The 21,515-nt window shown below is 56.6% G+C and carries 15 protein-coding genes; 7 read left to right on the top strand and 8 right to left on the bottom strand.

All coding sequences use genetic code 11. From position 1 onward, the window contains the following. Positions 1-8 precede the first annotated feature (8 nt). The 5 genes from rpsO (at position 9) to BCS36_RS02970 (ending at position 5,924) form a co-directional block, all read left to right on the top strand. Positions 9-272: a 30S ribosomal protein S15 gene (rpsO, locus tag BCS36_RS02990; RefSeq protein WP_183720798.1), complete on the top strand. Its 264-nt coding sequence runs from the start codon at positions 9-11 to the stop codon at positions 270-272. Between the two features lie 321 nt (positions 273-593). Then, complete coding sequence (gene pnp / locus BCS36_RS02985) at positions 594-2,840, top strand: polyribonucleotide nucleotidyltransferase (RefSeq protein WP_291301466.1); 2,247 nt, start codon at positions 594-596, stop codon at positions 2,838-2,840. Positions 2,841-2,955: 115 nt separating this feature from the next. Then, on the top strand, positions 2,956-3,921 hold the full coding sequence (locus BCS36_RS02980; RefSeq protein ID WP_291301439.1) for a hypothetical protein: 966 nt from the start codon (positions 2,956-2,958) through the stop codon (positions 3,919-3,921). 105 nt (positions 3,922-4,026) lie between these two features. Continuing rightward, the gene (locus BCS36_RS02975) at positions 4,027-4,503 is read left to right on the top strand and encodes an NfeD family protein (RefSeq protein WP_291301438.1); all 477 of its coding nucleotides are present in this window, start codon (positions 4,027-4,029) and stop codon (positions 4,501-4,503) included. 473 nt (positions 4,504-4,976) lie between these two features. After that, positions 4,977-5,924 (top strand): SPFH domain-containing protein, encoded by a 948-nt coding sequence (locus BCS36_RS02970; protein WP_291301437.1) that lies wholly within the window; start codon positions 4,977-4,979, stop codon positions 5,922-5,924. Positions 5,925-6,170: 246 nt separating this feature from the next. Here the strand turns inward: BCS36_RS02970 and glsA are convergent, their stop codons facing one another. Beyond that, positions 6,171-7,103 (bottom strand): glutaminase A, encoded by a 933-nt coding sequence (gene glsA, locus BCS36_RS02965; RefSeq protein WP_291301436.1) that lies wholly within the window; start codon positions 7,101-7,103, stop codon positions 6,171-6,173. Between the two features lie 67 nt (positions 7,104-7,170). Continuing rightward, positions 7,171-8,640: a putative glutamine/gamma-aminobutyrate antiporter GadC gene (gene gadC / locus BCS36_RS02960; RefSeq protein ID WP_291301435.1), complete on the bottom strand. Its 1,470-nt coding sequence runs from the start codon at positions 8,638-8,640 to the stop codon at positions 7,171-7,173. Positions 8,641-9,136: 496 nt separating this feature from the next. On the opposite strand from gadC, the gene BCS36_RS02955 reads away from it, so the two are divergent. Further along, a complete protein-coding gene (locus tag BCS36_RS02955; protein ID WP_291301434.1) occupies positions 9,137-10,621 on the top strand; it encodes an amino acid permease in 1,485 nt (494 codons plus the stop codon). Positions 10,622-10,624: 3 nt separating this feature from the next. Beyond that, on the top strand, positions 10,625-12,031 hold the full coding sequence (locus BCS36_RS02950; RefSeq protein ID WP_291301433.1) for a glutamate decarboxylase: 1,407 nt from the start codon (positions 10,625-10,627) through the stop codon (positions 12,029-12,031). A 314-nt stretch (positions 12,032-12,345) separates the two neighbouring features. On the opposite strand, the gene BCS36_RS02945 is transcribed toward BCS36_RS02950, so the two are convergent. The 6 genes from BCS36_RS02945 to BCS36_RS02920 form a co-directional block, all read right to left on the bottom strand. After that, positions 12,346-12,720, bottom strand: a complete 375-nt coding sequence (locus tag BCS36_RS02945; RefSeq protein ID WP_291301432.1) for a RidA family protein — start codon at positions 12,718-12,720, stop codon at positions 12,346-12,348. Positions 12,721-12,820: 100 nt separating this feature from the next. After that, the gene (locus BCS36_RS02940) at positions 12,821-13,441 is read right to left on the bottom strand and encodes a DJ-1/PfpI family protein (protein WP_291301431.1); all 621 of its coding nucleotides are present in this window, start codon (positions 13,439-13,441) and stop codon (positions 12,821-12,823) included. Positions 13,442-13,552: 111 nt separating this feature from the next. Beyond that, positions 13,553-14,878 carry an MFS transporter gene (locus tag BCS36_RS02935; protein ID WP_291301430.1) on the bottom strand — a complete coding sequence of 442 codons (1,326 nt, stop codon included), beginning with the start codon at positions 14,876-14,878 and terminating at the stop codon, positions 13,553-13,555. Between the two features lie 93 nt (positions 14,879-14,971). Continuing rightward, on the bottom strand, positions 14,972-15,829 hold the full coding sequence (locus BCS36_RS02930) for an MBL fold metallo-hydrolase (protein WP_291301429.1): 858 nt from the start codon (positions 15,827-15,829) through the stop codon (positions 14,972-14,974). Between the two features lie 243 nt (positions 15,830-16,072). Next, positions 16,073-16,837 (bottom strand): IclR family transcriptional regulator, encoded by a 765-nt coding sequence (locus BCS36_RS02925; RefSeq protein WP_291301428.1) that lies wholly within the window; start codon positions 16,835-16,837, stop codon positions 16,073-16,075. An 883-nt stretch (positions 16,838-17,720) separates the two neighbouring features. Beyond that, entirely contained in the window at positions 17,721-21,272 is a 3,552-nt protein-coding gene (locus BCS36_RS02920) for an FAD-binding and (Fe-S)-binding domain-containing protein (protein ID WP_291301427.1), read from the bottom strand. Between the last annotated feature and the right edge of the window lie 243 nt (positions 21,273-21,515).

Here is a 21,515-nt window from a genome sequence, read left to right as displayed (position 1 = left end):
CTGTGGTAATGGATGTAAATCAGAAGAAAGCGGTCATTGACGCCCACGCCAAACACGAAGGCGACACTGGCTCCCCCGAAGTGCAGGTTGCCCTGCTTACTGCCCGTATTGAAGACCTCACCGGTCACTTCAAAGAGCACAAGAAGGACTTTCACTCCCGTACGGGCCTGCTGAAGCTTGTTGGCCGTCGCCGCAATATTCTGAACTACCTGAAGAAGACCGATGTTCAGCGCTACCGTGCGCTGATTGAGAAGCTTGGCCTGCGCAAGTAAGGCTTTTGGCTGCAAGGGGGGAGCCTGAGGCTTCCCCCTTGCCACTTAGAGCAGAGTAACGTTGAGAATATCCATTCTCAAAGCTTACGACACGCTCGCTTCGGCGCTTAACCGCGCAAATCAACTGCGCTTACGCCTTGGCAGCGGGCGGCTGTTCACGCAGTCGCCGGAGCACTTTCAAAGTAAAAATGCTCTAATGCACGCAAACTGCCCCCGATGGGGCACAACGTCTGAAGGGGGGTCCGGGAAAATCAGGCAGGGACACGCCACTTTGCCCGCTTTTGCCGGAATCCCCTTCGCCCATGCAAAGGAATTCATATGTTGCAAGATATTTTCAATCCCACACGCCTCACCTGCCAGGTTGGCGGCAAGGAAGTTATTCTGGAAACCGGCCGTATGGCCAATCAGGCCCACGGCGAAGTCTGGATTCAGTGCGGCGGCACCGTGGTGCTCGTCACCGTCTGCTCGCAGCCGCTGGAATTCGACAAGGGCTTCTTTCCCCTTACCGTTGAATACTCCGAAAAAATGTACGCCGCCGGACGCATCCCCGGCAGCTTCTTCCGCCGCGAAATCGGCCGTCCGTCCGAGCGCGAAACCCTGGTTTCACGCCTGATCGACAGGCCCATTCGTCCGCTGTTCCCCAAGGGCCTGAACGAAGACGTGCAGGTGCTCGCCAGCGTCATTTCCGCTGACCAGGAAAACGAGTCCGACGTGCTGGCGCTCACGGGCGCTTCGGCGGCCATCATGCTGTCCCCCCTGCCCTTTGAAGGCCCGGTGGCCGGTGGCCGCATTGGTCGCGTCAACGGCCAGTTCGTGCTCAACCCCACCTTTGAGCAGCAGGCCCTCAGCGACTTTAACATCGTTTTCGCCGCTTCCGGCGACGCCCTCACCATGGTGGAAGGCGACGCCCAGTTTGTGCACGAAGACGTGATCATCGACGCCCTCGAATGGGGCCGTCAGCAGATTCTCCCGCTGGTGGAAATCCAGCACAAGCTGCGCGAGCTCTGCGGCAAGCCCAAGATGGCCTTTACCCCGCATGAAGACGACCCGGCCCTGGTGGCCCTCGTGCATGAGCTGGCCCTTGCCAACGGCATGGAAGAAGCCCTGCGCGTGCCTGAAAAAATGGCCCGCAAGGACGCCCGCAAAGAAGTCAAAAACAAGGTGATGGAGGCCCTCAAGGCCAACGCCGCCTGGGCCGAAAACGAAGCCGCCCTCAAGGCTGTGGGCGACATTTTGTCCGGCCTTGAAAAGAAGCTGGTGCGCGCCCGCATCGTCAACGAAGGCACGCGCATTGATGGCCGCGACACCACCACGGTGCGCCCCATCCAGATCCAGACCGGCCTCCTGCCCCGCGCCCACGGCTCCGCCCTGTTCCGCCGCGGCGAAACCAAGTCTCTGGTTGTGGCCACGCTCGGCTCCTCCACTGACGAACAGCGCATGGACTCCCTCACCGGCGACGTCACCAAGCGCTTTATGCTGCACTACAACTTCCCGCCCTTCTCCGTGGGCGAAGTGAAGCCCGTGCGCGTGTCCCGCCGCGAAATCGGCCACGGCGCTCTGGCTGAAAAGTCCCTGCGCCCCGTGCTGCCCACTGCGACGGACTTTCCCTTCACCCTGCGCGTGGTGTCCGAAACGATGGAATCCAACGGTTCCTCGTCAATGGCCGCCGTCTGCGGCGGCTCGCTCTCCCTCATGGACGCGGGCGTGCCCGTGACCGCTCCTGTGGCCGGTGTGGCCATGGGCCTCATCAAGGAAGGCGACAAGTTCATCGTGCTCACCGACATCCTCGGTGACGAAGACGCCCTGGGCGATATGGACTTCAAGATCGCGGGCACTGCCGAAGGCATCACCGGCGTGCAGATGGACATCAAGATCACGGGTCTGACCACGGAAATCATGCGCAGCGCCATGCAGCAGGCCCGTCAGGGTCGCCTGCACATTCTGGAAGAAATGGCCAACGCCATCGCTTCGCCGCGCAAGGAACTTTCGCGCTATGCCCCGCAGCATGCCGAAGTTTTTGTGAACCCCGACATCATCCGCCTCATCATCGGCCCCGGCGGCAAGAACATCAAGGCCATCACTGCGGCCACCGGCGCTTCCGTGGATATTGAAGATTCGGGCCGCGTGTCCATCTTCGCCCCCACGGCCGAGTCCCTTGAAAAAGCCCGCGAAATGGTTTCCTACTACGACCAGCGCCCCGACATCGGCAAGAACTACACCGCCAAGGTGCGCAAAATCATGGAAATCGGTGCTATTGTTGAAGTTCTGCCCAACGTGGAAGCCCTTGTGCACGTTTCGCAGCTGGACATTAACCGCGTGGAACAGCCCGGCGACGTAGCGCGTCTTGGCGAAGACATGGTGGTCAAGGTCATTGAAATCAATGGCGACCGTATCCGCGCCAGCCGCAAGGCCGTACTGCTGGAAGAACAGGGCCACCCCTGGAACCCCGAAGACACCGCCCGCCCGCCCCGCTCTGACCGTGGCGACCGCGACCGTGGTGGCGACAGGGGCCGTGGCGATCGCGACCGTGGCGGTCGTGACCGCGGTGGCCGTGGCGACAGGCGCTAACCGCCTGGCGGACATTCTCAACGCGCAGTATAACTGAGGCTTGAGTTGAAGCATTCCCCGGCCGGGCGCGTCAGCGCCTGGCCGGGCCGCTGAAAGAGCAGTAAAGGAAGCTCCCATGTCCAAAAAGATCGAAAACACAGCACCTGAAACCGCTGACAACGAAACTTCCGCAAGCCGGAATGCCGAGGCGGAAGCCGTGACGCGCGAAGACGCGCAGGCCGCTGCCGAAGGCAAAAACCGTACGCACTATGAAGGCCTTGGCGATGCCTGGGCAGTGCTTACGGGCCGCAACCCGGCTGAAATTATGGGACAGATTGTCGGCACGGTTCTGCATGAAGGCGGAACCCGCCCTTCATGGCAGTGGAAACGCGGCAACATGGACCACATCCTGATGGCCTGGCCGCAGGATCAGCCCGTGCGCGCCTCGGTGCTGATGACAGGCGAAGAAGGCGAAAAGCTCACGCCTACCTCCGCCACGCCTCTGCTGGACGGTCTGCCCAATGACCTTATGGTTGACGGCGTGCACCCGTGGGAAAACGGCATGGGCGCCAACGTGGCCGTCAGCATGATTGAAGGCAAGAACCCCATGTGGTTCTTTGATCCACTGTATGGCCGCGACAGGGCAGACCTTACCCCCGGCGTCACGCACACCTTTCTGGTGGCCGGTCTGGCCTATGCGGTGCGCAAGGCCCTGCTGGACCAGATGACCATCACTCAGGGCCCGCAGTACGAGGCCTATGCAGAGCAGTGGCTTGCGGCCAACCCCGACAAGGGCCGTCTGGACGTGCCGCCCCTTCAGGTGGACGTGAGCGACCGCCACATGATCATGCCTGGCCGCAATTTCTGCGAATACCAGATGCGCGCCATTATTGATGAAGTGCAGGACAGCCAACTGGAAAACATGCCGGTCAAGGTGCTGTTCGTCAGCTTTCCCTTTGATAACCGCGAGCCCCTGCGCCTGGTCATCTATGCGTCTAAGATGGTCCTGGGCGATCTGGAACCCGAAGCGGGCATGGCCATTGATGCCTACATCTGGCTTCAGGGCCGCATAATCGACATTGACGAGGCCCCGCAACAGTAGCGGCCCGTTTTTTTCACAGAGGGGCACGGAGGCGCAGCGCCTCCGCGCCCCTTCAAATAGCGACAGGCCGCCCCGGCGCACACGGCTGACCGCACGGAACATATCATGAACGCGCCTCTTCTCTGGTTTATCGTGGGTGTGGCCTTTTTTGTGGCCGAGCTCATGACCCCGGCCATGGTGCTGCTCTTTTTCGGCGTGGGGGCCTGGGCTTCTGCCCTGGCCGCGCTGCTGGGCACGGACCTCGCGTGGCAGATCGTTGTCTTTATCTGCATATCCCTTCTTACCCTGCTGTTTCTGCGCCGCCGCCTCCGGGCCGTTTTTGGCGGGCGCTCCAGCCGCAACCCATCCGCAAACTGCGATGGGCAGGACGAGGAACAGTGCGCTCCGCACCTCCTGACAGGCAGGCAGGGCGTGGTCAGCAAGGCCCTGCGTCCCGGCGAAGTGGGCGAGGTCAGCATTGACGGCAGCTTCTGGCGCGCCACGGCCCACGAACACATTGCGGCAGGCAGCCCGGTACTGGTGCTGGGGGCTGATCCTGCCAATGCTCTTGTGCTGCGCGTGCAGCCCGTGACCGTATCCTGAAATAGGTTTTCCCGGGCGGCAGAGCATGCCCGTGGCAATGGCCACGCCGCCACGCAAAATGGGACAAGCGGCAAACAACGCCAGCAGCGACAACAGCGCCAGCCGCTACAGCTGCGGCTTCTGCGCCAGTCGGGCCAGTCGAGCCAGCAAGGGCGCAAACCGTGCCAGCCAATTTTCAAAACGCCCGCAAGCGCCGCATGGCTGCGCACGCCGCAACGCGCACGAGCGCCGCACCGCAACCGGCACAGCGCCATACCCGGCCAGAATGCTTGCCCGGGGCAAATCCGTGCCTGCAAGACCCAGAGCGGATTCCCTTCGACGCTAAACATTCTCACAGGCTTGCAACACGCCCGCTTCGACCCGTAACAGCGCAGGCATACTGCGCTTTCACCTTCACGGAGAGCGCCTGATCCCGCAGCCGCCAAGAGCAGTTTTAACGTAACGTTGCTCTACACTACATGCATGAGGTAATTATGGAATTCATGAACAGCTTCGGATGGCTTTTTCTATTGGCCGTATTAGTTATCATCGTCCTTGTCAAAACAGCGGTTGTTGTGCCCAACCAGTCCGCCTTCGTGGTGGAACGGCTCGGCAAATTCAGCAAGGTACTGTACGCGGGTTTTCATATTCTTGTGCCATTTGTGGATGTTATCGCCTACAAACGCAGCCTCAAGGAGCAGGTGCTGGACGTGCCCAAGCAGACCTGCATTACCCGCGACAACGTAAGCGTGGACATCGACGGCGTGCTCTACCTTCAGATCATCACGCCCGACAAATCCGCCTACGGCATTTCGGACTATGAATGGGGCGCCATCCAGCTGGCGCAGACGTCACTGCGTTCCGTCATAGGCACGCTTGAACTTGACCGCACCTTTGAGGAGCGCACGCGCATCAATCAGGAAGTGGTGGAAGCCCTGGACGCCGCCACAGCGCCCTGGGGCGTCAAGGTGCTGCGGTATGAAATCCGCGACATCACGCCCCCCATCACCGTTATGGAAGCTATGGAAAAGCAGATGCGCGCGGAACGCGAAAAACGCGCCGTCATTGCGCAGTCCGAAGGCGAAATGCAATCACGCATCAACCTGGCGGAAGGCGCCAAGGCCGCTGCCATTGCCCAGTCTGAAGGCGACAAGCAGGCAGTGATCAACAAGGCCGACGGCGAAGCCGCGCAGATCCGCACCGTGGCCATGGCCACAGCCGAAGGCCTGCGCATCGTGGGTGAACAGCTTGGCAACGACGCTGTGGCCGCCGCCCAGCTGCGTCTGGCCGAAGCCTACATTGACCAGTTCGGCCACATTGCCAAGCAGGGCAACAGCCTCATTATCCCTTCGGACATAGCCGATGCGGCGGGCATGGTGGCTGCTGTGAGCAAGATCATCAAGCCCGGCGAAGGCCTTGCCAAGAGCGCCAACCGCTCCTAAGCAAGATGAACGTTGAAATGCTTTAGAGCCTGCTGGCCTGCGCTGCAGGCGTCTTCAAAGCGCAAAACCGCTTGAACCAGAAAAATCGGGCCGCCCGGCGTTTACGCCAGGCGGCCCTTTGTCATGCGGAACTGCTGTTATACAAATTAGGTGTTATGCGAAATCGTCACCATGCGGGAACTCAGCCATGCGGAGCCGTTGCTCGCGAGGCCTTTGTCAGGCGAAGTCTCTGCCGTTTACAGACCATCAGGATTTATACAGGTTATAGCCAAGCTCACGGGCCACAAAGGCGGCCATTTTCTGACCGCGCACGCTGTTGCCCACAGGGTCCAGCGGCGGCGAAAAGGCCGCTATGCCCATAATGCCCGGCACAATGGTCAAAATGCCTCCGCCCACGCCGCTCTTGCCGGGCAGCCCCACGGTATAGGCCCATTCGCCCGAACTGTCGTACAAGCCTTCCATGGTCATTTCCGCCATAATGCAGGCGCAGTTTTCAGGCTTGAGCACCTGCTCTCCAGTGATGGGGTTGCGTCCTTTGGCGGCAATGGTCGCGCCAATGGTGGCCAGTTCCACTGTCGTCAGCAGGGTTGAGCATTGGCGCGTATACACGTCGCAGGCTTCCATAGGGTCGCAGTACATGTAGCCTGCCGCGTACAAAAGCCACGCAATGCCCCGATTATGAAAATTGGTGGTCTGCTCCGAGCGGTTAAGCTCGTCGGACATAGCGATATCCTTTGAGCCGAGCCTGCGCTGCATGTCCAGGATGCGCTGCCAGCGCTCCTCCCGGGAGGCGGCCTTCACAAGACTGGCAGAAGCCATAGCCCCGGCGTTGACCAGAGGCGACAGGGGCTTGTCGCCGTGCAGTTCAAGGGCCATTACAGAATTGAACGGCAGCCCCGTGGGACTGACGCCTATTTTTTCCTGTACCGCCTGCCTTCCCATATCCTCCAAAGCCAGGGCAAGGGTGCAGACCTTTGAAATGGATTCTATGGCAAAGCGGTACTGGGCGTCGCCCGTCGCCGCCATCTGCCCCTGCGCCGTTACAACAGCCACCGCTGCAAGATCGCTGGGAATATTTGCCAAAAAGGGTATGTAGTCGGCATTGGCTCCGCCCGGAGCCTTGCTGTAATGCGCGTGGGCGCTGTTCACTACGGACTGGATTTTCTCAATATCGGGCATGGGCATTTCCTTTGCGCAGGGCGGCATTGTGCGCTGCCGCCCTGCGCCCTCGGCGTTATGCGCTCCGTTACGACTGAGGATTTGCGGCAGCAGGGTTTTGCGCCCCCGTCTGGCTCTGGGTCTTTTCCTTCTCCCAGGTGAACGGCTCGAAGTCCGAGGCGGGGTCACGCCATTCCGGCTTGCGCATGGCGAAGATCACCAGCGGGATGGCAACAAAAATGACCACCAGCACCACAAGATACATTACGTAGCTCTCCGGGCTGCCTACGGATATCTGCACCGGCGGCACAAAGCTGAGTGCAAAGGCCAGCAGTGACCCCAAAAATCCCAGGGCGGCCCAAAGATACATGGCAGGCACGCGATAGGGCCGGGGCCGGTCCGGCTGCGTCTGCCGCAGGCGGATACCGCTGGAAAACATGAGCATGTACATGACAAGATACAAAATGACGGTGAGCTGCGACAGAATCTGAAATGCCGCCTGCACCGAGGGCATGACAACAAAGGTGATGGACAGGATGCTCACGATCACCGCCTGCACGATCATGAGGCGGCTGCCCATGCCGAACCTGTTGGTCTTCTGGAACCAGCGCGGCAGGTACCCGGCCTTGGCCACTGCAAGCATACCCGTGTTGGGGCCGGCTATCCAAGTGACCACGCCGCCCAGCACGCCGAAGGCCAGCATGACGGCCAGCACGGAGCCCAGCCAGTCGGCGTCGATCCATCTGAACAGCAGGTCATAGGCCAGCAGCAGACTCTGGGTAAGGTTGATGTCCTGCTTGGGCACGATAAAGGCGATGCCAAGCGTGCTCAGAAGAAAAATGGCCACCGTGCCGAGTGAAGCTATGGTGATGGCAATGGGGTATTTTTTGGTGGGATTGTCCATATCCTTGACGTGAACGGCGTTCATTTCCATGCCCGCGTAGGCAAGAAAGATGCTGGCGGCCAGCACGACGTTGCCGAAGTTGGTAAAGTCGGGCAGCAGCGCGTTCCAGCTCAGTTCGATCAAGGGCGGCTTGCCGCTGAAGAACAGGTAGGCAAAGCCCAGTATGACCACGACCCCTGCGGGAATGATGGTGCCCACAATACCGCACCATTTTGAAACCCGCGCGAAGATGCCAACGCCGCGCAGGGCAATAAGTACAGAAAGCCAGTACACAACAAGCACAAAGCCCGTGATGTACCATTTATTGGCGGCGATGGTTTCGGCCATGCTTATGTGGGGGTCCATAAACGCGATGGAAACGGCCCCGAAGGTCAGCACCGTGGGAAAATAGGGTATGACTTCGATCCACAGCATGGCCATGGCCAAAAAGCCCCAGCGCGGGCCATAGGCTTCACTCACCCAACGGAACACGCCGCCCTTTTCAGGATAGGTAGTGGCAAGCTCAGCGGCCACAAGGGACATGGGCACAAGAAATACAACGGCCGCAAGAGCAAAGTAAAAAATTGCTCCCAGGCCGTACTCTGCTTCTGAAGGAAGAAAACGCAGACTCACGACTGCGGTGATATTCATTACCACAATTGTGGCAATAGTCATTTGGGATCCGGACGACTGCCCTTTTGCTTCTCCCATAGTGGCGCTCCTCGGCTATGGTTGTGTGCGTATTCCACTCAAACGAAAGAAAAACAGGCTGGAATCAGAAGGTGTAGGCTGGTTATCTGACTGACAATTAATAATAGCTCCCAGTTGAAATGAAAGTAGGTAAAAACCTTTATTTGGTCAATAGGTTTTACGATTTACATATTCCACCATCTGTTCGCACAGGCTGCCAGAAAAGGCATCCCTTTGGAAAGCTCAACTGCAACAACTATAAAATGCAGGCAGAACGCCAAAAATACGGCGCGTGCCGCAAAAACATCTGTGCAGCACACGCCGGTTCCTCGCCCATGCAATAGACAAGTAAATATATTGTCAAATATACGAGAATATGTTTAGCTTTAATTAATTGGAACTATTCCTCTTAAGAACCAGTGCCACCACCTGCCGACACCTTCCCGCTCTGTCCATATCGAACCTCTTTCCGGGAGCATGCATGCCCGCGCAGCGAAAAAAAGTAGCCATTTCGACCATGGCCCTCATGACCGTGGGCACGGTGGTCAGCCTCAACGCCCTGCCCATGATGGCTGCCGAAGGGCTTTCGCTGATTTTCTACATCCTGTTTGCCACGGTTGTCTTTCTCTTGCCTGCCGCCATGGTTTCTGCGGAGCTGGGCAGCGCCTTTGCTGCGCACAAGGGTGGGGTATACGCATGGGTCAAGGCGGCCTTTGGCCCGCGCTGGGGCTTTGTGGCCATATGGATGCAGTGGGTGCAGACCCTCGCCTGGTACCCCACCATCCTGGGTTTTTCCGCAGCCTCGCTGGCCTACTGCCTGGGCGACCCGCATCTGGCCCAAAGCGGTCTGTATACGGGCCTGGCGAGCATAGGCATTTATGCCTGCGCCACGGCCGTGGCGCTCAGCGGCACGGACGCAACCAACGCGCTGACGAAATACAGCGTCTTTATCGGCACCCTCATTCCAAGCCTGTTCATCATCATTCTTGGCCTGCTTTGGGTGGATCAGGGCAATGCGGTGGCCTTTCTGGAACACAACGTCCGGGTGGACGGACACACGATGCGCGAGCATATGCATCCGCGCTTTTTCCCTTACGTGTCGGGGCTTGGCAGCGTGACCTTTCTGGCTGGCATCGTGCTGATGTTCGCCGGGGTTGAGGTGCAGAGCGTACAGGCAACGGCCATGAAAAAGCCCGAGCGTGATTTCCCTGTGGCCATGCTGCTGGCAGCGGCCATAGCCTTTGTCATTTACCTGATGGGCTCACTGGCGGTAGCCGCCGTGCTTTCCCCAAAGGAAATGAGCCTTACCGCAGGCCTGATGCAGGCTTTTTCACTTATTCTGCACAAGTTCAATCTGGACTTTCTTGTGCCGGTGGTGGCCCTGCTCATAACCTTTGGCGGCGTGGGCAACGTCATGGCCTGGGTGTCCGGCCCGAGCAAGGGCATATTGCAAACCGCACGCGAGGGCGAAGCCCCGCCCCTGCTCGGCAAGGAAAACAAGGCAGGCGCGCCGGTAGCCCTGCTGGCCATACAGGGCATCATCGTTCTGGCCTTAAGCTCCGTATACTTTCTGGTCGAAAGCGTCAGCGTGGCCTTTTTCATCCTTACAACACTCACGGCCAGCATTTATCTGGCCATGTATCTGCTCATGTTCAGCGCGGCCATATGGCTGCGCGTAACCATGCCGGAGCTGCCGCGCCCTTACCGTGTACCCGGCGGATTCACAGGCATGTTTTTTATCGGCGGCTTGGGCTTTTTGGGCGTGGCCTTTGCCTTTATCGTGGGATTTTTTCCACCGCACAACCTGCCCATTGGCAACCCTGCCCTCTATGTGGGCCTGGTTGCAGGCGGACTATGCACGTTTCTGGCTATGCCTCTTCTTATTCAGGCCTTTAAAAAACCTCGATGGAAGCTCCAGGTGAAAGCAGAAAACAGTGTTTCAACCAACGGCAACAATGGAGAATAGAGCATGATTGCAAAGAGTACCTTGCGTAATACCGTGCTTGACGACACCTACGCCGCGTCAGATATGGCCAATGCCATGCCGCGCTACGAGATGCCCAAGAATGAGAGTCGCCCCCGCGACGTATATCAGGCCATTCACGACGAACTTATGCTGGACGGGAATTCGCGCCAGAACCTGGCCACATTCTGCCAGACCTGGGTAGACCCCGAAATCAATCAGATCATGGCCGAATGCGTTGACAAGAACATGATCGACAAGGATGAGTACCCGCAGACTGCCGAGACAGAAACACGCTGCGTGCATATGCTGGCCGCCTTGTGGAACTCCCCCGATCCCAAGGGCACCCTTGGCTGCTCCACCACCGGCTCCAGCGAAGCCGCCATGCTCGGCGGTCTTTCAATGAAGCGCCGTTGGGTCAACATGCGCAAGGCCGCAGGCAAACCCTACGACAAGCCCAACATGGTTTGCGGCCCCGTGCAGGTTTGCTGGGAAAAGTTCGCCCGCTACTGGGATGTGGAACTGCGTGAAATCCCGATGGAAAAAAACCGCCTCATCATGAACGCGGACGAAGTCATCAAACGCTGCGACGAAAACACCATAGGCGTTGTGCCCACCCTTGGCGTGACCTTTACCGGCCAGTACGAGCCCGTGGAGCAAGTGAGCAAGGCGCTGGACAAATTGCAGAAAAGCAAGGGATGGAACATTCCCATCCACGTTGACGGAGCCAGTGGCGGGTTTCTCGCGCCCTTCATCGAGCCCGACCTGCGCTGGGATTTCCGCCTGCCCAGAGTCAAGTCCATCAACGCGTCCGGCCACAAGTTCGGCCTTGCGCCTCTGGGCGTGGGCTGGGTCGTGTGGCGCGAAAAAACCGACCTGCCCGAAGACCTCATTTTCAATGTGAACTATCTTGGCGGCAACATGCCCACATTTGCCCTCAACTTCTCCCGCCCCGGCGGGCAGATCATCGCCCAGTATTACAACTTCCTGCGGCTCGGCAAGGAGGGATACCGCCGCATTCACCAGAACTGCTACGACACGGCGCGCTACCTCGGCGAGGCCATCGGCAAGCTTGGCCCCTTTGAGGTTCTGTACAACGGGCGCGGCGGCATCCCCGCCCTGTGCTGGGCCTTCAAACCCAAGGCAAAGGTCAACTACACCCTGTATGACCTCTCCGACCGCCTGCGCTCGCGCGGCTGGCAGGTTCCCGCCTACTCCATGCCCGCACACCGCGAAGACCTTGTGGTCATGCGCGTACTGGTCCGCCACGGATTCAGCCGCGATTTGGGCAACCTGCTTATTGAAGACATCAAACGCGCCATGGCCCACTTTGACGCCCACCCGGTGAGCAAACCCCTTACTGAAACCGAAGCTGGCAGCAACAGCCACGCTGGCCGCTGCGCCAAAAAATAACTCCAAATACCTGCTCCTGACCGCGGGGGGGACGCTTTGAGCATTGTGCCAAAGCGCCTCCCCCGCAAATGCTTTGTGGGGGGAGGGAAAGGCTTTGAGGGGAGAGGGACAAAAACATGTGGATGCAGGCGCACGAGCTTGGCAAAGGAAATGGCTTTGTGGGGGAGGGATCCTTTTGCAAAAGGGCCTCCCCCACCCCCTAAAACCTTTATTATTTTTAGTTTCGCTCAATAAGTTTTCTGATTGTCTACATTAAACGGCGCATCTTCGTGCTGCTCAATGAGACGCAAAACTTCTGGGCCAAAATTGCAGCGTTATTTTTCAGCAATCACCTCAATTTCAACCTTTGCATCTTTGGGAAGGCGTCCGACTTCGAAGCACGAACGCGCCGGTTTGTGTTCGGTAAAATATGCGCCGTATATTTCATTGATAACGCCAAAGTTCTCCATGCTCGAAAGAAAGATTGTCGTTTTTACGATATCTTTGAATTCGAACCCGGCTTCGGCGAGGATAAAGCCTATATTACGCATCACCAATGCAGCCTGTTCCGCGAATTCATCCGGCATTTTTCCGGTTGCGGCGTCAACGCCGAGCTGTCCTGAAATGTAAAGCCGGTTGGTTGTGCTGATGCCCTGTGAATACGGACCAAGCGCCGCAGGCGCTTTATCACTGTGTATTTTGGTATGCATTTTGTTCCCTTTCTTATTCTTTTTGTTAGCTAAAAACTGTCGAACAAAGCTGTTCGCTGCATATATGCGCCGAAAACCATGTCATGAATGGGATTTGCTGTTATTTGAGGATGCCCAGGCGATCGGCGTTAGCCATATAAGCCTCGTTGTACTCCAAAATTCTGCCTGTATTCTGGGCCAGTTCCTTGGAGTACAATCTTTCCAGCAAGTAAAGCGCGACATCGAGGTTCAAGACCCCTCCGCCTCCGGTAACAATCCGCCCTTGATCGACGATATGGGCAACCACAGGGTCAGTGGCTGGCCACTGCCTTTTTACATATTCAATAGGGTTTTCTTCCGTTCCAGACGTCTGGTTCCGCAGTGTAGCTTTCTTGTTGTCGAGTACACCGGCGGCTGCAAGAAGCGTCACCCCCATACAAGCTGCACCCAATATTGCGGAACGACTTTTGCTCCGTATAAATTCGAGCGTTTGCTCACGCTGTATTTCTTCCTTCCAAGTTGGACCGCCTGCAATCAGGTAGACATCACACTCCGGCGCGTCTTTTATTGTAAACTCGGCGTCAATTTTTACATTGCATGCCAGCGTTACCTTGTTGTGTTCACCCGTTGATATCACACACGTTTCAATGGTGGGCTCGAAACGCTTGGCAATGGAAAGCGCCCCAAGAGCTGCAAGGTCAATGGGCTCAACGCCATCAAAAAGAAGTATCCCGAATTTCATTACTGCTCTCCATCAGGCTGTGCCTTTTTATGAGTAGATAGGCTGTTTAAGCCCCCATGCGCCAAGGAGTTTTGGAGTACTTTAACGCATGAAGGGCTCTCAAACGCTGCTTTACAAATTTTCTCCCTTGGTTTCTCGGGTCAAAATGGCGCTGATAAGCGTCACTACAGCCAGACTGATCAGATACACGGAAATCCCATTGGAGCCGTCCAAAACTTTCAGCAAAACTGCGCAGATAATGGGGGACAAGCCGCCAAATACTGCGGCAGCGACCTGTACGCCGAAAGATGCCCCGGACATGCGGACGCTCGTTCCAAAGAGTTCGGGAAAATACGCCGCTTGCGGCCCATACATAGGCGCATGGCAGATGTTCATGAACAGGGCGATCGCGAGCATGATGGTGAGGCTGTCTCCACTGCCCACAAGGATAAACAGGGGATACGCACAAATAATGCTTGCAACAGCGCCCGTGATATACAGAATTCGCCGTCCAATTTTGTCAGAAAGCCAGCCAAAGAACGGCAAGGTAAACAGTTCTAAGCACGCCCCCAGGAGAACGCCGTTAAGGGCAACGCTTTTAGGAAGATTGAGCGTGTTCGAGACATATGCCACGATGAAAATCGTCAAGACGTAAATCCAGGAAACTTCGGAAGCTTTTAGCCCAATAGCGCTGAAAAATTCTTTGGGGTGTTGTTTGAAAACCTCTATCACCGGCTGTTTCACCAGCTTTTTTTGCGCTTTGGCTTTGGCAAATACAGGAGATTCGCGCACTTTAGACCGAATGAACATGCCGAGAGAAACCAGAGCAATGCTGAGTATGAACGGAATTCTCCATCCCCACTTCAAAAACTGCTCTTCCGGCAGCAGAGATACGAGTGAAAAGATTATTGTGGACAGCAACAGGCCCAGCGGGTACCCGAACTGAACAAAAGAGCCGAAAAACCCACGTTTTTTCTGTGGGGCGCTTTCAATAACCATAAGCGCGGCTCCGCCCCATTCTCCACCGATTCCGATACCCTGCAAAATGCGCAATATTACAAGCAAAATCGGAGCCCATATGCCGATTGTATTGTAATCGGGCAAAAGCCCGATACAGAACGTTCCTATACCCATGATCATCATGGTGGCCATGAGCATATTTTTACGCCCGAGCTTATCCCCGAAATGACCGAAAATGGCGCCGCCGAAGGGCCTTGCAAATAAACCGACAGCAGCGGAACCAAAAGCGGCAATGGTCCCCAGAAAGGGATCAATGGCGGGGAAGAAAATTTTATTGAAAACCAGCGCACTTGCCGTGCCGTAAATGGTAAAATCATACCATTCGACCATGGTGCCAATTGAGCTGGCTGTTACAACTGTTTTGAACTCTGAGGGTGAAAATTCTTTTTGTGCATCCGCAACTGAGGCGTCCGACGAAGCAAGAGAAGTGTCATTCATAAAATCTCCATTTCTCAATCCGTTGATAGATTCCCTCACTAGAAAAAACACTAACTGAAGAGCATTTTCCGGCGAGATGCGGGTTGGGTAATGTTAAGCAACTTCGGCGTCTGGCTTTTTCTCCTCCATTTCGGATGCCTCTTTTTGGACAAATACTTCTCCACGCGGGGGGGGAGCGAAAATTTGCATTTCGGGGGCTACTTCCTTGATCCGCTGTTTTACGGTTTCAACAGGCGTGGAATACAGTTTCATCAGCCCGAACAATTTTTCATGCGGGTGGTACAGTATCCCCTTGGGTGCTCCACTTTCCTTGAAGCAGCGCGCAACTTCCCGTTCAAACTGAAGCTGATAGCCGCCGATTACGACGTCGGGCTTGTGCTGTTCCCTGAGAGCCGCAACTTCTGCAGAAGGCATCTTGTCGTTCATGCCCTCAGAAAGATTCAAAATGCGTGTCCCTTCGGGGGTCACGACCATGAAGCCGCTGAAAGGGGTATCAAGAGGCGTGTGCAGAAGGTTGGTAAAAACAAAACGGCAGCCAGTAAAAAATCTGCCTGTGAAGAATTTGAAATAATTGATTTTCCGGTGATACCAGGGGAAGGCGGTGATGCTGTAGCCGTTCACGGTTACCGTGTCGCCTGGTTTCAAAGGCGTCAGCTGTTCCTTGGGAACGGCGAAATGCGAGTGAAGGTGCTGACACACTCGCGGCGGGGCAACAATCATGGCTCCAGTTCTTGAAGCGACTTTGTAGGCATCTGTATAATGCTCATGATGCCCGTGGCTTACACAGATAACGCTAACGTTCCCATAATCACTTAACTCTGACCAATGTGTGCCGTAGTCCTCGGAGAAAAATGGGTCAAAAGTTAAATCACCTCCCTTTTCCGATGTGATCACAATTGATGACCAGCCGTAATACTTGATAATGTTGCCTTCAGATTCTTTTCTCCCCATGACTTCCTCTCTGTTTGGGACATTTCTTTACCAATGGCGACCTTCCGGCGCTTGTCGCCAGCAGGAACCTCTCCATGACGCCATTGAGGAAAACGATATAATAAAAAGAAATGCACCAACAACAGAAATTCCCTTTTTAGGTCACGAATTCACTATTAGCGAAAAAGTTCTGACCCAAAAAAATCCCCACCGAAAGATTCGGTGGGGATTTTTAAATATTATTAAGGTATTAAGTGTAGAATGCTATTCAGTCGCGTGAAATCCCAGTCGCTGCGAAACGCGCAGCGCGGCTTGTTGAAGGTCAGTAATGTATTTTTTCTCCGGGAATTCAGGGGGCTTTGTTTCAAAGCCAATTAAAAGAATCACCCCAGCGATAGCGCCTGTACCGTAAAAAACAGGACACGCAATAGACCGTGAACCGGGGATTGTTGTAAGCAATTCAGTTCTTGTGGCAAATCCGCAGTCCTTAATCTTTTCTAATTCACTTGCGAACGAATCGTAATCAACGCCTTCATCAATTTCTTTCAGGAGAAGGCGTTTATAGGCTTGCAGCGGGAGATGCGCGGCGAAGCACTTTCCGGCTGCGCTCGTCATAAGAGGAGCATAAAAACCGACGTGCATGTCCATAGCAACAGGATGCCTGCTCCGCAGATAACGAACGATCATCGGGCCATTTGGCATCCAGACAGCGAGGGCAGCAGCTTCTTCACATTCATTACGCAAATAGTGAAGCTCTGGCTCACAGAGGCTTACAATGTCAATTTCACTCAGAATGCCAAACCCGCATTCAAGCAGTTTGGGGCCGAGCGCATAACGCGAGTCATCAGGCCCTTGACGGAGGACTCCGAGCCGAACCAAACTTACCAAGTATTTATGCAGTTTACTTCGCGGCATATTGAATTTTTCAGCAGCTGCGCTTAATCCCAAAGGCTTGCCCGCAGAAAGAAAACCGTCGATTATTGAAAATGCAATTTCAAGCGACTGTATGCCTTGTGATTCTGAAGTCATGACTAATTCCCGGTTAGGTTACCCAGCTTGTTCATTTTATTTATATCATACTTGCATATAGCGAACAAGGTTTTGAAGTCATCCTTTGGGAAACTCCGGCTATTCCCGGCGCTGGTAAACTGCGCTTACGCCTTTGCGGCGACGCCTGCTTACGCAGTCGTCAGAGCAATTTCAATATAAAATTGCTCTGCAAGCCCCCTTCTACTGCCGCCGCGCAGGCGGCCAAATGAAGACAGGCAGGCTGGCTGGGGTTGCAAAGATAGGCTCAAAAAATTCGGTGAACGCGCTTTCGGAACCTTAATCGTACGGGAATTCAACCTGCATTTTCACTGCGAATGCCTGCTTGCGCAGCCGCCAGACCAACTTGATTTGGAGGGCGCCTGGAACCCGCACGTTGAGGGCATTGCGCGGCGCGGAGGGAGATCGCCGAGCGCAGCGAGGAAGCTCCCGCAGCAGTAGCCGCGCAGCCCTCGCGGGATGTCGGAAACGGGAAAGCCGCAAGGGGGTGGTCCGGGGGGAGTGCAGAGGGGGCCTCGGAGGGGCGCAGCCCCTAACAGGCCCCTTCTGCCGCCCGCCGCGCAAGCGGCCCAAGTTAAAATAATCAGACAGGCCCCCGTATTACCCTGACATGTTCACAAAATTCCAGCCTCGCCCGTCGCGCAGGCGGCCCACATGAAAATATTAACTGCAAGCCGGCATTACGAAGACATGATTCAATAATTCAATGATTCTGGCCACGCTACTGAGACATCATCACAAAATTCCGGCTATGCCGCCATTCAAACAAAAACAAACGCCGCCCCTATACACTGGAACGGCGTTTGTTTTGTTTCCACTTCAGTCAGACCGCATTACGCAATACCGCAATGCGCCATACAACCACCTATTTTACATTGACAACCCGCACATCTCCACGGGTTTCATTGACCTTTTTACGGAAGCTCTGCCTGCGGTCCTCGCCGTCAATAAGGCCAGCCAGCCATTCAGCCACATGCAGCACAGAATGCTTGTCATGCATGTTGATGAGACAGCGGGCAATACCGATCTTGCACGAGGGGCAACCCACGACAACAGGGCCGGTATAGTCGTCGCCCATAGCTTCGCCAAGCCGTCTCTGCTTACGTGAACGCAACAGGTTATATATCTGGGGCGAGGTCATGGCGCCCATGCCGGATTCGCCGCAGCAACCGGGGCTGAGCGTAACGTCGGCTCCGGTAAAGTCGCCCAGGGCGCGCGCAACCTGCTTCTGCCCCTTGACCTTGTGCACGTCGGCCCACTCGCAATGGCAGGCCCCGTGATAGAGCAGCCTGGAGCCTTCGGGCAGCGGGGCGCTCAGGCTGTCCGAAGAAAGCAGGGGCAGCGTGAGCTGGGCCACGTCGCGCATGATAAGATCAGGGAACTGGGCCTGAAGGTTCATCCGTTCCAGTCCGTCGCGGCAGGAGCCGCAAGCCGTAACCAGATACTTGCAGTCAAAACCCTGCTTGGCCAGGTTACGCAACATGGAGGCCAGATACTGACGGTTCTGGGCCATGTTGTCTTCAAAGGCCGTATCCATGCCAGCCGCCAGCAGAGGGAATCCACAGCACATATGCCTTGGGGGCACGGCCACGGCAAACCCGGCCTTGAGCAAGAGCATTATGGACGAAACGCCTATGCGGTCATAGAAGAGCGCGCCGCCGCAACCGGGGAAGTACAGCACCAGCGGCATGCCGGGCGTGGGCTCGGCTGGCGCGAAAACAGCGCCCCTGTGCAGCTTGAGGGATTCATAAAGGTTGGTGTAGCCCATCTTGGGGCCGCGCCCGGAAAAAAGCGGGCTCTGCATGCGGCGCTTCCACACCTCAGGCACAAAGCCAAGAAACTTGTTCTGCATCTTCTGGCCCAGAGAGGCCATCTTGGCGGCCTTGGGCGCACGGTGGGCAATATCGCGTCCGAGCCATTCCAGCGCGCGCGCCTTGATGGGGTGACCGCCCGCGCCCTCGTGCTCCAGCAGGGCACGCAGGGTCAAAGCCACCTCGCCGGAGGGGATCTTCACCGGGCAGCTGGCCATGCAGCGGCCACAGGCCGTGCAGTGTTCCACCAGATCGCGCATCCACTTGAGCAGGCGCTCGTCGATGCGGCCCTTGTTGACCTGCGAATAGTACACGGCCTCCAGCAGCATACCCAGCACCATGTTTTTGTTGCGCGGGTGGTACTGCATGGAGCGCTCGGGATAGCACATGGAGCAGACCTGCTTGCACTTGCCGCAGCGCGTGCAGACCTGAATGGACGTAAGCAGGTGGATAAGCTTGTCCTTATCCGGCAGGCCGCTTTCACGAATATCGCTGATAAGGCGGTTGAACGAGAAGGTAAAGGGGCGCACGGGCAGGTCGCGGAAGACCAGCTTGGCAGGATTCATGACATCGCGGGGGTCCACGCGCTCCTTGAAGGCGCGCAGGGCGTCCATTTTATCCTTGCTGAAAAAGGCGATCTTGGTGATGCCAATGCCGTGCTCGCCCGAAACTTCGCCGCCCATTTCCTGGCATTCGGCCATGACGCGGGCGGCCACTTCTTCGGCCTCTTCCAGCATCTGGGCGTCATTGGAGTTCACGGGAATGTTCACATGGCAGTTGCCGTCGCCAGCGTGCATGTGGCTGGCAACCACAATGCGGCTGGCGTTCATGTACCCCTGAATTTTGGTTATCTTCTTGGCCAGATGTGGATATTTTTCTTTCAGGACGGCCAGAAAAGCATCCGCTCGCTCGGCCAGTTCCATATCCGACACGTCGGCGGCGGAGACATCGCCCGAGGCAGCCTTGGAGGCCTGCGAAAATTCCCGGTTGAAGTCCTTGTCTTCCATAGGATAGCCGGGCAGCCGCCCCACTTCCTGAAGCGCGTGGCGATAGGCCGTAGCCGTGCATTCCAGGTTGACCTGCTCAAGAAAGAGCGCGAAATCCGGGATGCGCTCCATAGGAATGACCACGTCTTCATTGAGCTTGAATCCCGAAGTGCGTTTGGCTATGGCCGAAAGCTTGTGGCGGTCTTCCCAGAAGCGCTCGCCTTCCTTGTCGTCGGCGGCCACGATGATATCCACATTTTCCTGCTGCTCCACCACGCTGACGATGTCGCCCACGCAGGTGTCCAGCAGGTAGGGGTCGTCGCCGTCCACCTGAAGGATGATGACCGAAATGGGCGAGCCTTCGTACTTCTCGGACTTGCGTTTGTATTCAATGGCCTGCACGTACTTGGCGTTGAATTCTTCCATGGCCGAAAGGTGGGCGTAGTCCCCTTCCTCACGGATACGGTTACGCAGGGCCACAAGCTCGCGCACCACCACGGCGGCCGGGTGCATTGACCGCCCAAAAAATTCCAGCACCATGATGCGCTTGTGCTTGGGCTTGGGGTGGACGATAAAACAGGCTTCGGTGATGATGCCGTCCACGCCTTCTTTCTGCATACCGGGCAGGCCGCCCAAAGCTTTGTTGGTCACGTCCTTGCCAAGGCCCGGCAGGCGGATTTCGTCCCCGCGCAGGTGCACCACGTTGCGCACGCCGCCGCTCACGTCCTTGACCACAAAAATAGCGGTTTCTGTGGGGAGGATCTTGTGGCGCGGGTGATTTTCGCGCTCAATGGTGATGATTTCGCCGGTGGGCGTCACCATGCGCCACCACAAAAGGTTGTCCAGCGTGGTGCCGTATTCAAAGGCCATGGGCCCGCCGGCGTTTTCAGAAATATTGCCGCCGATGGACGACGCCTGCTTGGAGGCAGGGTCCACGGAATAAAGCGCGCCTGCGGCGTCAACGGCGTTTATGACAGTCTGGGTTATGGCGCCAGCCTGGCAGGTGACCGTCATATCCTTCATATCAATGGGCCCCACGCTCGTAAGGCGGGTGAGGCTCACAATAAGGGTACGCTTGCGCGCGGGCACGGCCCCGCCCGTCATGCCCGAACCGCCGCCGCGCGGGATCAGGGCAAACTTCATGTCATTGGCCAGTTTCACCAGTTCGGCCACCTGCTCGGTAGTGTCGGGCTCAACCACAAGCAGGGGCAGCTCCATGCGCAAGTCCGTGGCGTCGGTGGCGGACTCCACCAGCGCGCCGGGATTGGTCAAAATGCACTCGGCAGGCAGTATGTCGCCAAGGGCGTCAATGAGCTTTTCCCTGAACTCCATTTCGGCCTCATGAGCCGACCAGAACATGGTGATGCCTTCGCCAATGGCCGTGGCGTAATAGTGCGCCAGGGAAACGGATTCCTTATCAAAGCTCGCGCGCACGCTGCCGCGCACCGTATCGGCATCAATAAAGGGATTGTAGGCGACCAGAAAAAGCTCTTCGGCAATGGCTATGGCAAGGCTGCGCACTGACTCGGGCCATTCGGCAAAGTCATCGATATTGATGCGCAAAATGCGATTCACCACATAGTCGGGAGAGATGGAGATATGCGGACCCTTATGGGGCATGGCGTTTTAACCTCGTGAGCACTGCGGCAATTCATCAGAATGACAGACAGCAGGTTTTGTGGGAAGCCCTTTTTCTACGTTCAATGCGCGCGGAAGGCAAGTGGCGGGCAATAAAAGCGCCCCGAATGTGACATGGCCGCCAGAACGGAGCATAAAAAAAATTTCAACCTTTCACCGGATTGACGCAAAGCCTGCTTTGACATTTGGCCGCGTGTCGCTATGCTTTTTCATCGCAAACGGTTA

Source organism: Desulfovibrio sp. MES5, assembly GCF_002237645.1.
Lineage (GTDB): Bacteria > Desulfobacterota > Desulfovibrionia > Desulfovibrionales > Desulfovibrionaceae > Desulfovibrio.
The sequence above is the reverse complement of the archived record's forward strand: the minus strand, read 5'-3'. Positions and strand labels throughout refer to the sequence as shown.